The organism is Arthrobacter sp. TJ-236, from assembly GCF_058269235.1.
Genome location: NZ_JBZCNI010000001.1, coordinates 399,308 through 412,720 on the forward strand (window position 1 = coordinate 399,308; position 13,413 = coordinate 412,720).

The window sequence follows — 13,413 nt, forward strand, 5'->3', positions numbered from 1 at the left end:
CGTAAGCCGTGCGCTTGATCTTTGTTGGCTGCTGATGGTCACCCACGATGGTCGGATGCTCGACCGAGCATGACCTGAAGAGCTAACCACCCGCGTATGAAACGCCCCGGAACACCACGGGGTCCTCTGAGACGCCGATGGCGACCACGCCGAACCAGACGCCGAGGAAGCCGCCCGCTACCTCTGAGCTCAGATAGCGCCCGTCCACGGTTATCTGACGTCCGCCACATACGACGGTGTAGTCCTGGTTGTCGGTCCGGAGAGTGATGGGACCGGAGCCCGGGGGTAATTCAGCGACGAGTTCCCCGGAGCGCCACACACGCACTGCATCGTGATCGCGAATTGCAAGTAGATAGGCATCCTCGGATTGCCGTGCTGCAATACCTGCGCCCTTGCTGAGAGGGACCATCGCTGTGAAGTCGGCGCAGTGGTGCTTCTGTCTCACACCGAGAAATGATGGAGTTCCGATAGCGGACAGTGGCGATGGATCCGGTGGAAGTGCGACCGTGGCGGCAGCCACATCAATGACCGCTCCTAGCGCCCGGGCGTTACGGATCTGATTCCATTCGAGGGCATCCGGCATGTGCGGCGCTACTCTCGGGGCCGGGTCAGCAGCGAGAACCTGTCCGATCCCAGGGGCGAAAACAGGCCAATCCTCTTCCCACGCAACCTCGACGGCGAACGTCTCGCGGCCGAGATTCGTATGGTATCCGCCAGAAGGACGAGCAGCGAGCAGCATGGCTACCCAGTCTCCCTGTGGCGTCTCCACCAGATCGGCATGGCCGACATTCGTCACTGGATGTTTTCGGCCGAAGTGGCGGTGGCTGAGCACAGGATTAGCAGAATAGCCGACGTACGGGCCCGTGACAGACCGACTGCGCGCCACCGAGATCGCGTGACTGAACTCCGTGCCACCTTCCGAGGCGAGCAGGTAATACCAGCCGTTCCGCCGATATATGTGGGGTCCTTCTGCCCACACTGCGCCTTCCAGGGCGCCGTGCCAAAGGTTGTATTTCGGGCCAGTCAGGCGGGAGGACTTCAGATCGAACTCCTGCATCCACACCACCGTCTGACTCGGCCAGTCGGGCTCTTCAGCGAGGTGAGTCCCGACGAACCACGCTCGACCATCATCGTCGAAGAAGAGCGAGGGGTCGATGCCAGGTGCATCGTCGAGCCATATCGGTTCAGACCACGGACCAGTCGGGGTTGTCGACGTCACGAGGAAGTTCCCCTGCCGACCTTCGCCGTGAACCAGTGTGCACACGACATACCAGGTGCCCCGTGCCCACCTGATCGTGGGGGCGAAAAGCCCTCCCGAACTTGGTACCGTCGCGAGATCCAGCTGATCGATTCGATCTATCACGTGCCCGACTTGCGTCCACGAGACAAGATCGGTGCTGTGAAACATCGGCACAGCAGGGAAGTACTCCATGGTCGATGTCACCAGGTAATAGTCTTCACCCACTCGCTGAATGCTTGGATCCGGGTATGTGCCGGCCAGGACTGGCCCCGACGGTAGCTTCATGTGCACCAACTTGTCTGTACTCGGAACGTGTCTGTATTCGGGTCCCCCGGGAGCGCTGTCGGGTGTCAGAACGGACGTGGGGCGTACGCTGACGCGATCCGGTCCATCAAGGCGTCCATACGGGCGTCCACTGTTCGGCGCGCCGGGTCCGCGTCGTACCAGGCGATGATCTCCCGCGCGCCGTGACTGAAGGGGGTGCTGGCGATGAATCCCGGGACGAGTGAGCGAATTTTCGTGTTGTCGAAGATCATCGTGTGGGATTTGTCGCCCAACAGCCCTGCACCCCACTCGGGGTCCGCTACGGCAATGGCTTCCGACGGCACATGGACCAGAACGGGATTCGGCACGCCGGCAGCTTCCGCGACGAGGGTGTAGATCTGATTCCATGAAGGCGTCTCCTGGCCGGTGATGTGCACGGCTTCACCGATCGCGGAGGTATTTCCGAGCAGACCCGTGAAGCCTTTCGCGAAATCGCGGCTGTGTGTGATCGTCCACAGCGACGTTCCGTCTCCCGGCACAATGACGGGTCGCCCGGCGCGCATACGTTCCACAACGGTCCATCCTCCGTCGAAGGGAATCAGGGTCTCGTCGTAGGTGTGGGACGGCCGGACGATCGTCATGGGGAATCCCTCCTCGCGATAGGCCGCAGTAAGGAGGTCCTCACACGCGATCTTGTTGCGTGAATATTCCCAGAAAGGATTCCTCAGCGGCGTGGATTCGAGGACGGGCATATGTGTAGGCGGTGTCTGATATGCCGATGCCGAACTGATGAAGACGTATTGTCCGGTTCGTCCGGCGAATATCTCTATGTCCTGCTTCACCTGTTCCGGAGTGAAGGTGACCCAGCTGACGACGCAGTCGAAGGTGTGACCACTGATCGCATCGAGGACGGACTGCTTGTCCCGGGAGTCGGCGACGAAAGTGGTGACGCTCGCGGGTATCTGACGCACGTTGGTGGTTCCGCGATTGAGGAGATAGACGTCCATTCCTGCGTCGACTGCCTGTCTCGTGCAGTGGGCGCTGATGATTCCGCTACCGCCGATAAAAAGTACTTTCAAGCCCTGCATGCTTTTCTCCTGATGGTTCATGTGACCCCGCCTCCTGGAAGTTCGCTAACGATACGCCGTGATAAAGCACAATAAGGATGACCAGAATCGATGTGCGTCGGAATGCGCGATCGGCTGGAATCTGGCCGTCGATGCAGATGGGCCGGTTCCCGTTCGCCGCGGTCTCGCCCGTCAGCCGGTAGTAGGCGCGGCCGTACTCTCACGGATCACGAGCCGCGTTGCCAGGTCCATCCGGGGGATGGTTGTGAGGGTGCTCTTGCTCATGCGGATGACGAGCCGCGCCGCTTCCTCGGCCATCGCGGTGAGCGGCTGATGCACGGTTGTGAGCGCAGGGCTGGACCACTGAGCGAGCTGCAGATCGTCGTAGCCGACGATGGACAGATCATCGGGCACACGGAGCTCGAGGGTCCTGGCAGCCTCGATGACGCCGAGCGCCTGAAGATCGCTCCCCGCAAAGATCGCTGTGGGGCGCTCGGGTAGCGTCAGGAGTTCGAGAGCGATGCTGCGGCCGCCGTCGACCTGGAAGTTACCGAAGCGCACGAAGCGTGCATCGATTCCGATGCCGGCCGCGTTCATCGCTGACCGGTAGCCGTCGACGCGGGCGAAGGAGCACATCATGTCGTCGCGTCCGGTGATCGCGGCGATCCGCGTATGGCCCAGTTCGATGAGATGGCGAGTAGCGACGAGGCCACCGGACCAGTTCGCCGACCCGATCGCAGGGACATCCGGCGCCGGGTCCCCGGCTGGGTCGATGATGACGAACGGAATGGCGCGGGACTGGAGGATGGCCTTCGCCTCTGCCGCGAGATCGGCGAAGACGAGTACGACCCCGACCGGGCGCCGTCGGAGAACACCGGTGAGCCAGGCGGGGGACGGCGAGTGGCGATCACCGGATTCCGTGAGGACGACGCTCAATTCGTTGGCGCGAGCGACATTTTCGACTCCACGGATGATCTCCATGGCCCAAGCCGTCTCGAGTTCGGGGAAAACGAGCTCGATCAGGGTGTCCCTGCTGGGTAGGCCCGCACGTCGTTGGTATCCGTGCGTGACGAGAAGCTGTTCGACCTTGGCCCGCGTCCGCGCTGACACGTCCGACCGCCCATTGAGCACCTTGGAGACCGTGGAGAGCGAAACACCCGCCGCGTCGGCCAATTCGTTGAGTTTGACCTTGCGACTCGTGTCGATCATGAGGGTCCGATCCTGATTCGTTGCGGGAGAGGCTTGCGCCTCCCCGGGTCGTCACTGTTACGCTCACCACACACTAGGTGTCTTCGACGAAAATGTCGAAACTTTCGAGAGGCGTTCAAAGATGAACAAGCAAAACATGAGGAAGCTGCTGACCGTTGGGGCGGTATCAGCTTTCGCCCTCGGCGGGCTGTCTGCATGTGGCTCCGACAGCGGAGCAACTGAAGGTGGCGACGTCACCATGACGTTCTGGCACAACTCGACCACCGGCGCCGGTAAGGCGTACTGGGAGGACACCGTCGCATCCTTCGAGGAGGCGAACCCGGGAGTCACGATCGAGATCCAGTCGATCCAGAACGAAGAGATGGACGGGAAGCTCCAGACGGCGCTGAACTCCGGCGATGCACCCGACATCTTCATGGCGCGCGGCGGCGGCAAGCTCGCGGACGTCGTTGCGGCCGGACAGGCCATGGACATCACGGACTCCATCGACGACGCCACCACAGCCGCCGTGCCCGAGAGCGTGCTGAACGCCTTCGCGGTCGACGGCAAGATCTACGGAATGCCGACCGCCCTTCTTCCCGGTGGCATCTACTACAGCCAGGACCTCCTCACCCAAGCGGGCGTCGAAGGAACACCGACCACCATCGACGAGCTCGGTTCCGCCGTCGACGGCCTCAAGGGTGCAGGGATCGACCCCATCGCGGTCGGCGCCAAGGATGCCTGGCCCGCAGCCCACTGGTACTACTTCTTCGCGGTGCGAGCCTGCTCGCAGGACGCCATCAACACGGCCGCCGACACCATGGAGTTCAACGACCCATGTTGGCTGGAGGCCGGCGAGAACCTGCAGGAGTTCGTGGACACGGAGCCGTTCAACAACGGATTCCTCACCACCTCGGCGCAGCAGGGCGCGGGTAGCTCGGCCGGACTCCTCGCGAACAAGAAGGCAGCGATGGAGCTCATGGGAGCGTGGAACCCCGGTGTCATCGCTTCACTGACTCCTGACGAGAAGCCGCTGCCGGACCTGGGCTGGTTCCCGTTCCCCGAGGTCGACGGCGGCGACGGTGAGCCCGGCGCCATGATGGGCGGTGTCGACGGTTTCACCTGCTCCGCTCAGGCCCCCCAGGAAGAATGCACCGCATTCCTGAACTTCTTCATGCAGCAGGAGCAGCAGGAAGGTTACGCGGCGGCGTTCCAGACGATCCCCGCCAACCAGGACGCCCAGGCAGCTGTCACCGACCCGGCGCTGCAGTCGATCCTCGAGGCGTACAACGAGGCACCGTACGTCACCGTGTGGCTCGACACCCTCTTCGGACAGAACGTCGGAAACGCGCTGAACAAGGGCGCCGTCGACATGTTCGCCGGTCAGGGCACAGCCGAGGACATCGTCTCCGGTATGAGCGATGCAGCGGCGAAGGGCTAGCAGCGGATCATGACTGAACCTGCAGGGGGCGCTCCGTCGATGACGGACCAGCGACCGCCGCGGGACACGGTTGAGGCAGGGGACGGCGCTTACGCGGCGTCCCCTGCCGAACCGCGACCCAGACGGCGTGCGACGGACTGGCGCAAGCGCCTCGAGATCACCCTTCTGGCCGGGCCGGCGATCGTCGTCTTCGTCAGCTTCGTCATCTTCCCGGTCGTCCTGGCCGGCTACTACGGTTTCTTCCGCTGGAAGGGCTTCGGGCCGGCTACCGACTTCGTCGGTTTCGAGAACTACCTGATCATCCTCCAGGACAGCGCGTTCCACGATGTGCTGCGGCACAACGGGTTCATCCTGGTGCTCTCCCTGGTCATCCAGGGACCCATTGCGATCGTCCTCGCGCTCCTGCTCAACCAGAAGATCCGCGGCCGCTCGATCATCCGGGTCCTCATCTTCGTCCCGTACATCATCTCCGAGGTCATCGTCGGCATCGGCTGGGGTCTCATGCTGCAGACATCCGGTTCGGTCAACGGAGTGCTCGAGAGCATCGGGTTGGGAGCCTTCCAGAAGGACTGGCTCTCCGATCCGAGTATCGCCATCTGGTCCCTGATGGTGATCATCTCGTGGAAGTACATCGGCTTCGCCGTCATCCTCTTCCTCGCCGGATTGCAGAGCATCCCCGACGAACTGTTCGAGGCGGCCGCGATCGACGGGGCCAGCTACTGGCAGATCCAGCGCACCATCACGCTGCCGCTCCTCGGGCCGACGCTACGGATCTGGGCCTTCCTGTCCATCATCGGCTCGCTCCAGTTGTTCGACCTCGTCTTCATCATCTGGGGCCAGTACGTCGCCTCCACTGCCGGGACCTCCACCATGGCCACCTACATGGTCGCCAACGGCCGCACGTCGGGCAACTTCGGCTTCGGCAGTGCTGTCGCCGTCGTCATGTTCCTGATCTCCCTTGCCATCGCACTGATCTATCAGCGATTCGTTCTCTCACGCGACACCGCAGGTGCCCTCACAGAAGGAAAGAAGTGATGGCTGTTCTCGAAGCCCCCGGGCGCCCGGCCACGAAGCGTTCGCGGAGTGACCGCCAGGAGTGGGGGAGCCCGGCGACCTACTTCATCGCCTTCGTCTTCATCGCACTCTGTCTCGGACCCGTCATCTACATCATCCTCGGGGGGTTCCGCGACAACTCGCAGATCACCAACTCGCCCGCGGGATTCCCGAACCCGTGGAATCTCGACAACTACGCCGAGGTGCTCGCCAGCTCCACCTTCTGGCGGCAGGTCGGCAACTCTGCGATCGCCGGGCTCGCCACGACCGTCGGAGTGGTGGTGCTCGGCCTGATGGCGAGCTTCATCCTCGCGCGATACAGGTTTGCCGGCCGAGGGGCGATGTACTCACTGTTCGCCGCCGGGCTGATGTTCCCCATGACCGTGGCGATCACGCCGCTCTACATCCTCGTCAGGGAACTGGGCCTGATGAACAGCCTGGCCGGCGTGATCCTCCCGCAGATCGCCTTCGGCCTGCCGGTGACGATCATCATCCTGGTGCCGTTCCTCAAGGCCATCCCCGACGAGATCGAGGAGGCGGCGTCGATCGACGGGACCAGCCGTCTGGGCTTCTTCTTCCGGATGGTCGTTCCTCTGTCACTGCCCGGCGTGGTGACGACGGGCATCCTTGCGTTCGTGGCGAGCTGGAACAGCTATCTCCTGCCGCTCTTCATCCTCGGCGACCAGGCGACGTACACCCTGCCGCTCGGCGTCCAGGCCTTCGCTTCGCAGTATTCGGTGGACACGGCAAAGGTTCTCGCCTTCACCTCACTGTCCATGATTCCGGCACTCATATTCTTCACGCTGTTCGAGCGTCGCATCGTCGGCGGACTCACCGGCGCCGTAAAAGGTTAGGACTCCCTTGAGCACCACGACATCCACGACGACCATGCCTGCATGGCACGACGTGAACGCATCTGCATCCGACCGTGCCGAAGCACTTCTCACGGAGCTCACGCTCGAGGAGAAGATCGCCCAGCTGTTCGGCGTCTGGGTCGGAGCGTCCAATGAGGGAGGTGACGTCGCTCCCCATCAGAACGACATGGACGACGTCGTCGACCTCGATGCCCTCCTACCGAACGGGCTCGGCCAGTTGACCCGGCCGTTCGGCTCGGCTCCGGTGGACCCGGCGCTCGGGGCGTTGTCCCTCCTGCGCAGCCAGCGCCGGATCGCAGCATCCAACCGGTTCGGCATCCCGGCTGTCGCGCACGAAGAATGCCTCGCCGGTTTCGCGACCTGGGGGGCGACCGCCTATCCGGTGCCCCTCGCCTGGGGGGCCTCGTTCAATCCGGGCCTCATCGAGCGGATGTCACACCGCATCGGGTCCGACATGCGCTCGGTCGGCATCCACCAGGGCCTTGCGCCGGTGCTCGACGTGGTGCGGGATGCCCGCTGGGGTCGGGTCGAGGAGACCATCGGGGAGGACCCGTATCTCATCGGCACCGTCGGAACGGCGTACGTGCGTGGCCTCGAGGCCGCAGGAATCGTCGCCACTCTCAAGCACTTCGTCGGATACTCGGCGTCGAAAGCCGGCCGTAACCTCGCGCCGGTCTCGGTCGGTCCGCGTGAACTCGCGGACGTGCTGCTCGTCCCGTTCGAAATGGTCATGCGGGAAGGTAAGCCGCGTTCCGTCATGCACTCCTACACGGACATGGACGGTGTGCCATCGGCGGCCGACGAGTCGTTGCTCACCGGAGTCCTGCGCGACGCCTGGGGTTTCGACGGCACGGTCGTGGCCGACTACTTCGGCATCGCCTTCCTGAAGATGCTTCACGGCGTCGCGGGTTCGTGGGGCGAAGCCGCCGCCCTCGCGCTCAGTGCGGGCGTCGACGTCGAACTACCGACGGTGAAGACCTTCGGTGCGCCGCTGGCCGACGCGGTCCGGTCGGGCGACCTGCCCGAGGCCGTCATTGATCGTGCCCTCCGGCGTGTGCTGCGCCAGAAGGTCGAACTCGGACTGCTCGATCCCGACTGGGACGCCACGCCCGAAGCGTTGCGGGACGTCAACGTGGACAACGCGGAAGGTATCCGCGGCACCATCGACCTCGACAACGCCGGCAATCGGCAGGTCGCCCGCGAGATCGCCGAACAATCCATCGTGCTGGTGAGCAATGACGGGACCCTTCCGCTCGCCGCCCCGCGCCGGATTGCGATCGTCGGGCCGACGACCGATGACCCGTTCGCCGTCCTGGGCTGCTATTCGTTCCCTGCGCATGTCGGCGTGCAGCATCCTGACACACCCCTCGGTATCGAACTGCCCACCCTGCTAGCCAGCCTCCGCATCGAGTTCCCCGACGCCGACATCGAGTACGTACCAGGCACGACGATCGATGGAGGGGAGACCGCCGGGATCTCCGCAGCGGTGGACGCCGCGACGCGGGCCGACGTCGTCATCGTCGCCCTCGGCGACCGGGCCGGGCTTTTCGGCCGCGGCACGAGCGGTGAGGGCTGCGACGTCGAGTCGCTTCGTCTGCCCGGGGCCCAACAGGATCTTCTCGACGCCGTCCTGGCGACATCGACTCCTTCCGTCGTCGCCCTGCTCGCTGGACGACCCTACGCGCTGGGATCGGCTGTCACGGGCGCCGGCGCCATCGTGCAGGCGTTCTTCGCAGGGGAAGAAGGAACCGTGGCACTGGCCGGCATCCTCTCCGGCCGGGTCAATCCGAGCGGCCGTCTGCCTGTCAGCATCCCGGCCTCGGAGGGCACGCAGCCGTCCACCTACCTCGCCGCGCCCCTGGCGCGCTCCAACGGAGTGTCGAGCATCGACCCGACCGCGGCCTTCGCGTTCGGGCACGGGATCGGCTACACGACCTTCGACTGGAGCGCCGGCCAGCACGGGCCGGATACGGTCGGGGTCGACGGAACGGCGACCCTCGGCCTCCGTCTCCGCAACACCGGGGACCGTCCCGGGACGGAGATCGTCCAGATCTACGTCCACGATCCGGTCGCGTCCGTGGTGCGCCCGGTGCAGCGTCTGGTCGGTTTCCAGCGCGTCGACCTGATGCCCGGCGAAGCCGTCGAGCTCTCGATACAGGTCCCCGCAGATGTCACCAGCTTCACCGGCCGGAACGGCGAGCGGGTCGTCGAACCGGGGGAGATCGTCCTTGCTCTCGGAGCGTCGAGCAGCGATCTGCGGATCACGCACTCGGTGCAGCTCTCCGGTGGAACCCGCGTCGTGGGCTTCGACCGGGCCTTCCACCCGAGCTTCACCGAGATCGCCCGCAGCGCCTCATGAGTGTCGATCACCGCCGGGGAACCGTTCAGATCACCGTGCTGGACGCTGTCGGAAACCCCGTGCGCAACGAGGATGTCACCGTCGAACAGCAGCGTCATGAGTTCGCCTTCGGCAACATCGGTTTCGACTTCATCCCGCTCGCCAATGGGGAGACCGCGCAGGACACCGCGGGGGAGGCCGTTTTCGGCGGGGCGCAGCTCGCCGGCCTGCCGGAGCTCGAGACGATGTGGCTGGACCTCTTCAACACGGCGACCCTTCCGTTCTACTGGCGGGGATTCGAGCCGACCCGCGGCAAGCCCGACACCAGAAGACTCCTCCGGACCGCCTCGTGGTTCGCCGAGCACGGAGTGACGGTCAAGGGGCATCCGCTGACCTGGCACACGCTCACACCCGAGTGGCTCACCGGTCTACCGGTGGCGGAGATCGAGCGGCTGCAACGCGGGAGGATCCGACGCGAGGTCACCGACTTCTCAGGGGTCATCGACACGTGGGACGCCATCAACGAGGTCGTCATCATGCCCGTGTTCACTGCGGAGGACAACGGCATCACCCGGCTGGCGCAGAGCATCGGTCGCGTGCCCATGATTCAGCTCGCATTCGAGGAAGCCCGTGCCGCCAACCCGTCGGCGACGCTCGTCCTGAACGACTTCGACCTGTCGAGCGACTACGAAGCCCTCATCGAGGGCGTGCTCGAAGCTGGGATCGCCGTGGATGCAATCGGCCTGCAGACCCACATGCATCAGGGGTACTGGGGAGAAGAGGCCATGCTTGCGATGGTCGACCGATTCGCCCGTTTCGGGCTTCCCCTCCATCTCACCGAGACGACCCTTCTGTCGGGGCACCTCATGCCGCCGGAGATCGTCGACCTCAACGACTACCAGATCCCCTCCTGGCCATCGACGCCCGATGGAGAGGCCAGGCAGGCGGACGAGATCGTCCGCCACTATCGCTCACTCGTGGGCCACCCGGCCGTGCAGGCCATCACGTACTGGGGGTTCACCGACGACGGAGCGTGGCTCGGTGCGCCGGGCGGGTTGGTTCGCGCAGACGGCACGCCGAAACCGTCATTCCATGCACTGCGGTCGCTGATCAAGGGTGAATGGTGGCTGCCGCGGACGTCGTTGCGCACGGATGATGACGCGCGCCTGTCGATCACGGGTTTCTACGGTGACTACGTGATCGAGCGGGACGGGCAGAGTGCGCCGGTCTCGCTCTCGCAGAAGGGTGGAACGGACACCGTCCGATTCCGCTGACTCCGGGCGTGATCGCGCCAGCCGGACCACCCGCACCCGGGCAGGGAGCCGGGCCTCCTCCGCGCTCCCAGGCTCCGAGGAAGACCTCTTCTCATACGTACTCATGGACAGGATGATGTTGTGACCAGTGCCCGTATTGTCATTGTGCGTTCGGCGGTCGTTGCGCCCCTGAATCGTAGGATTTTCGGTTCGTTCGTCGAGCACCTCGGCCGGTGTGTGTACGGCGGCATCCACGAGCCGGATCATCCCACCGCCAACGAGGACGGGTTCCGGCTCGACGTGGTCGAGTTGGTCAAAGAGCTCGGCTCGACGACGATCCGTTACCCGGGCGGCAACTTCGTCTCCGGCTACCGGTGGGAGGACGGTGTGGGCCCACGCGATCAGCGCCCGGTCCGCCGTGACCTCGCGTGGCATTCTCTGGAATCGAACCAGGTGGGCATCGACGAGTTCGCTCGCTGGTGCACACTCACCGGCTCCGAGTTGATGATGGCCGTGAACCTCGGGACGCGCGGGATCGACAGTGCCCTCGACCTCCTCGAGTACGCCAACCACCCGTCAGGAACGGCACTGAGCGACCAACGCGTGGCCAACGGCGCTGTGGAGCCCTACGACATCCGCATGTGGTGTCTCGGAAACGAGATGGACGGACCCTGGCAGACCGGATACATGAGCGCCGACGCCTACGGTCAGCTCGCGGCCCGCACCGCACAGGCCATGAAGGCGGCGGACAAGACCCTGGAGCTCGTAGCCTGCGGATCCTCCGGCTCCTCGATGCCCACCTTCGGCGACTGGGAGCGCATCGTGCTCGAACACGCCTATGACCACGTGGACTACATCTCCTGCCACGCGTACTACCAGGAGCGCGGCGGCGACCTCGGTTCCTATCTCGCCTCGTCACTGAACATGGAGTACTTCATCCACGCGGTCGTCACCGCCGCCGATCACGTCAAGCACAAAGTACGCAGCGACAAGACCATCAACCTGTCCTTCGACGAGTGGAACATCTGGTACCTCGACGAGCACCAAGCCTCCGGCGAGGTCAACGACCAGTGGACCTTTGCGCCCCGCCTACTCGAGGACGTCTATTCCGTCGCCGACGCCGTCGTGCTCGGCAACCTCATGATCACCCTGCTCAAGAACCACGACAGGGTCGCGTCTGCGTCGCTGGCGCAACTCGTGAACGTCATCGCGCCGATCATGACGGAGCCAGGTGGTGCTGCCTGGCGCCAGAGCACCTTCTTCCCGTTCTCGGTCACAGCACGCCTGGCCCGAGGTGAAGTTCTTCGCCCGACCATCGAGGTGGACACCTACGAGACCTCCGTCTACGGCCGTGCGCCGCTCGTCGACGCTGTCGCAACAAGGGACGGAGAGGCCGGCTCGTCGGCGGTGTTCCTCGTGAACCGCAGCCAGACCGAATCGATCGATGTCTCGATCGATGTCTCCGACCTCGGTGTCACCACGATCACCGAGGCGCTCACCCTGCACGATGACGACGTCTACGCGAAGAACACGTTCGAGGACCAGGACCGGGTCGGCCTCAAATCCCTCGTCGGCGTCTCGGTCGACGAAGGCACACTCACCGTGTCGCTTCCGCCCGTGTCCTGGTCAGCCATCAGCCTCACCTAGCCGTTGCGGATCACGACGTCGGACACGCCGAGAGGCGTGACCGTGGGGGAGGGGAGTGGTGTCCTGTGTCCCCTGCTCCGACGTGAGGTCGGCGGGCGACACCCACTGATTCTGCATCGTGCCTGCGACCCACACTCTCGAAGGTATCTGTCTCGAAAGGAGACCCGTATGGCCACCACCGTCATGATCGACATCGACGATGATTTGCAGGATCAGATCACCAGAGCAGCGCAGCTACAGGGCGTCACGTCAAGTCGTTACATACTGGACGTGCTCGCCAGTCATCTGCGGTTGGAGCCACCGAAGGGTGTCGACAGTGATCGGCCGGGCTCAGCTGCCGACACCCCCGATCTGTCGCCGTTCGAGCGCAGAATACTCGTCCAGTTGCATCGTCTGGTTCTGGCGTCCAAGGGAGACCTCGGGGATTCCTCCTACGACAAAGACGATGAGGTCCAAGGGATCCAGATTCTTGAGAGCGGATTCGTGGGGGACTATTCGGAGGAGTTCGCTGGAATAGTTCCTCCGATGTCGCAGGCAGAATGCGAGGTGGTATGGGACATCTTCGACATGTTCCGGATCATCGGAGCCAGTGTCAGAGCACTCGATGGCGGGTGGAAGCAGGTCGGGGTGGACGAGCACCACGGCACGTTCCGTGGTTTTGACGGCAATCATCCACTCGAGAGTCGCTTGCTCGTCTACGCCAGGCACCTCGTGAAGCACGATCGTTGGACAGAACAAGCGGATTTCGTACTGAAGGAAAGCGGCAATTCGCGGAGGGAGATGCTGCCGGCCTATCGTGCGATGCTTCGGGTCTTCAAGCCCTTGTGGAGTGAGGCTGCGGGAAGCGGCGTGCGCCGGCACCTGTCAGAAGAGCAAATCAGGCAGGTCGTGGGGTTCGTGCCGGGCATGCAGCAGGCTGATACCTAGGGTAGGAGAATCGCCCGTTGTGAGCCCTCTTCCCCAGGTGCACTATTTCGCCGATAATCTACATTATGTCAAGCTCATTCTTGGCTACCCCTTGCCACCACTCCTGAGCCGATGAACATG

Annotated in this window: 10 protein-coding genes; 7 read left to right on the plus strand and 3 right to left on the minus strand. The window is 64.0% G+C overall.

Translation table 11 applies throughout. The annotated features are described in order from the left end of the window. Positions 1–82: 82 nt before the first annotated feature. From AC4D16_RS01725 to AC4D16_RS01735, 3 genes are all read right to left on the minus strand, one after another. Positions 83–1,525 (minus strand): glycoside hydrolase family 43 protein, encoded by a 1,443-nt coding sequence (locus AC4D16_RS01725; RefSeq protein WP_490953728.1) that lies wholly within the window; start codon positions 1,523–1,525, stop codon positions 83–85. A gap of 65 nt (positions 1,526–1,590) precedes the next feature. Beyond that, positions 1,591–2,613 carry an NAD-dependent epimerase/dehydratase family protein gene (locus tag AC4D16_RS01730; RefSeq protein WP_490953729.1) on the minus strand — a complete coding sequence of 341 codons (1,023 nt, stop codon included), beginning with the start codon at positions 2,611–2,613 and terminating at the stop codon, positions 1,591–1,593. Between the two features lie 150 nt (positions 2,614–2,763). Beyond that, on the minus strand, positions 2,764–3,780 hold the full coding sequence (locus AC4D16_RS01735; protein WP_490953730.1) for a LacI family DNA-binding transcriptional regulator: 1,017 nt from the start codon (positions 3,778–3,780) through the stop codon (positions 2,764–2,766). 121 nt (positions 3,781–3,901) lie between these two features. On the opposite strand from AC4D16_RS01735, the gene AC4D16_RS01740 reads away from it, so the two are divergent. The 7 genes from AC4D16_RS01740 to AC4D16_RS01770 all read left to right on the plus strand — a co-directional run bounded on the left by AC4D16_RS01740 (position 3,902) and on the right by AC4D16_RS01770 (position 13,293). Further along, on the plus strand, positions 3,902–5,200 hold the full coding sequence (locus tag AC4D16_RS01740) for an ABC transporter substrate-binding protein (RefSeq protein WP_490949156.1): 1,299 nt from the start codon (positions 3,902–3,904) through the stop codon (positions 5,198–5,200). 9 nt (positions 5,201–5,209) lie between these two features. Then, positions 5,210–6,235, plus strand: a complete 1,026-nt coding sequence (locus AC4D16_RS01745) for a carbohydrate ABC transporter permease (protein ID WP_490953731.1) — start codon at positions 5,210–5,212, stop codon at positions 6,233–6,235. Further along, positions 6,235–7,107: a carbohydrate ABC transporter permease gene (locus AC4D16_RS01750; RefSeq protein ID WP_490949155.1), complete on the plus strand. Its 873-nt coding sequence runs from the start codon at positions 6,235–6,237 to the stop codon at positions 7,105–7,107. Before AC4D16_RS01745 ends, AC4D16_RS01750 begins: the two co-directional genes overlap by 1 nt. A 34-nt stretch (positions 7,108–7,141) precedes the next feature. Continuing rightward, complete coding sequence (locus tag AC4D16_RS01755; protein ID WP_490954651.1) at positions 7,142–9,487, plus strand: beta-xylosidase/alpha-l-arabinosidase; 2,346 nt, start codon at positions 7,142–7,144, stop codon at positions 9,485–9,487. Positions 9,488–9,546: 59 nt separating this feature from the next. Further along, positions 9,547–10,740 carry an endo-1,4-beta-xylanase gene (locus AC4D16_RS01760; RefSeq protein WP_490953732.1) on the plus strand — a complete coding sequence of 398 codons (1,194 nt, stop codon included), beginning with the start codon at positions 9,547–9,549 and terminating at the stop codon, positions 10,738–10,740. A 120-nt stretch (positions 10,741–10,860) separates the two neighbouring features. Beyond that, on the plus strand, positions 10,861–12,366 hold the full coding sequence (arfA, locus tag AC4D16_RS01765; RefSeq protein WP_490953733.1) for an arabinosylfuranosidase ArfA: 1,506 nt from the start codon (positions 10,861–10,863) through the stop codon (positions 12,364–12,366). A 168-nt stretch (positions 12,367–12,534) separates the two neighbouring features. Then, positions 12,535–13,293 (plus strand): YfbU family protein, encoded by a 759-nt coding sequence (locus tag AC4D16_RS01770; protein ID WP_490949152.1) that lies wholly within the window; start codon positions 12,535–12,537, stop codon positions 13,291–13,293. The last annotated feature ends 120 nt before the right edge of the window (positions 13,294–13,413 follow it).

Excerpts from the sequence above, each read along its gene's own strand:
- AC4D16_RS01740 (WP_490949156.1), top strand. The coding sequence starts at position 3,902 with ATGAACAAGCAAAACATGAGGAAGCTGCTGACCGTTGGGGCGGTATCA.
- AC4D16_RS01770 (WP_490949152.1), top strand. The coding sequence starts at position 12,535 with ATGGCCACCACCGTCATGATCGACATCGACGATGATTTGCAGGATCAG.
- AC4D16_RS01725 (WP_490953728.1), bottom strand. The coding sequence starts at position 1,525 with ATGAAGCTACCGTCGGGGCCAGTCCTGGCCGGCACATACCCGGATCCA.
- AC4D16_RS01745 (WP_490953731.1), top strand. The coding sequence starts at position 5,210 with ATGACTGAACCTGCAGGGGGCGCTCCGTCGATGACGGACCAGCGACCG.
- AC4D16_RS01730 (WP_490953729.1), bottom strand. The coding sequence starts at position 2,613 with ATGAACCATCAGGAGAAAAGCATGCAGGGCTTGAAAGTACTTTTTATC.
- AC4D16_RS01750 (WP_490949155.1), top strand. The coding sequence starts at position 6,235 with ATGGCTGTTCTCGAAGCCCCCGGGCGCCCGGCCACGAAGCGTTCGCGG.
- AC4D16_RS01755 (WP_490954651.1), top strand. The coding sequence starts at position 7,142 with ATGCCTGCATGGCACGACGTGAACGCATCTGCATCCGACCGTGCCGAA.
- AC4D16_RS01735 (WP_490953730.1), bottom strand. The coding sequence starts at position 3,780 with ATGATCGACACGAGTCGCAAGGTCAAACTCAACGAATTGGCCGACGCG.